The sequence below is a fragment of the Streptomyces sp. YS-3 genome (genome assembly GCF_045257485.1).
Classification (GTDB): domain Bacteria; phylum Actinomycetota; class Actinomycetes; order Streptomycetales; family Streptomycetaceae; genus Streptomyces.
On sequence record NZ_JBJHPC010001183.1, the window covers coordinates 1 to 620 of the forward strand.

A 620-nucleotide genomic window follows, 5' to 3' on the forward strand; every position below is an offset into this window, starting at 1 on the left:
GGCCGGTGGTGGTCGGGCCGGTGCGGAGCCGTACGTGGACGGCGGGGTCCTGGGCGCTGACCCTGCCGGCCGGGGGCTGAGGCGGCCCGCGGCGCCGCCGGTCAGACCTCCACCTGGAGGGCGGTGAGGCCGCGGATCACGTACCCCGGTTTCCACTCCGGCTCGGCCACCAGCCGCATACGCGGGGCCTCGCGCAGCAACAGACCGAACGACGTGGCCAGTTCGAGACGGGCCAGGGGGGCGCCGAGGCAGTAGTGGATGCCGGCGCCGAAGCTGACGTGGCGGTTGGTGGCGGCCGGACGGCGTACGTCGAAGGTCTCCGGGTCCGTGAACACCGCGGGGTCGCGGTTGGCGGAGCCGAAGAGCAGGGCGACTTCGCAGCCACGGGGGATGACGGTGCCGCCCACCTCGATGTCGTCGAGCACCCAGCGTTCGAAGAGCTGCAACGGGGTGTCGTAGCGCAGCAGTTCCTCGACGGCGCCGGGGAGGAGGGCGGGGTCGGAGCGCAGGAGGGCGAGCTGCTCGGGGTGGCGGAAGAGGGTCCACCAGCCGTTGGCCGTGGTGTTGACGGTGGCCTCGTGGCCGGCGTTGAGGAGCAGGACGCAGGTGGAGATCATTTC

The 620-nt window shown here is 72.6% G+C and carries 1 protein-coding gene; it reads right to left on the reverse strand.

Going from position 1 to position 620, the window contains the following annotated elements; all coding sequences use genetic code 11:
* Positions 1-101: 101 nt before the first annotated feature.
* A partial coding sequence (locus ACJA3G_RS38220) for a cytochrome P450 (RefSeq protein ID WP_406557579.1) occupies positions 102-620 on the reverse strand: 519 nt, incomplete at its 5' end.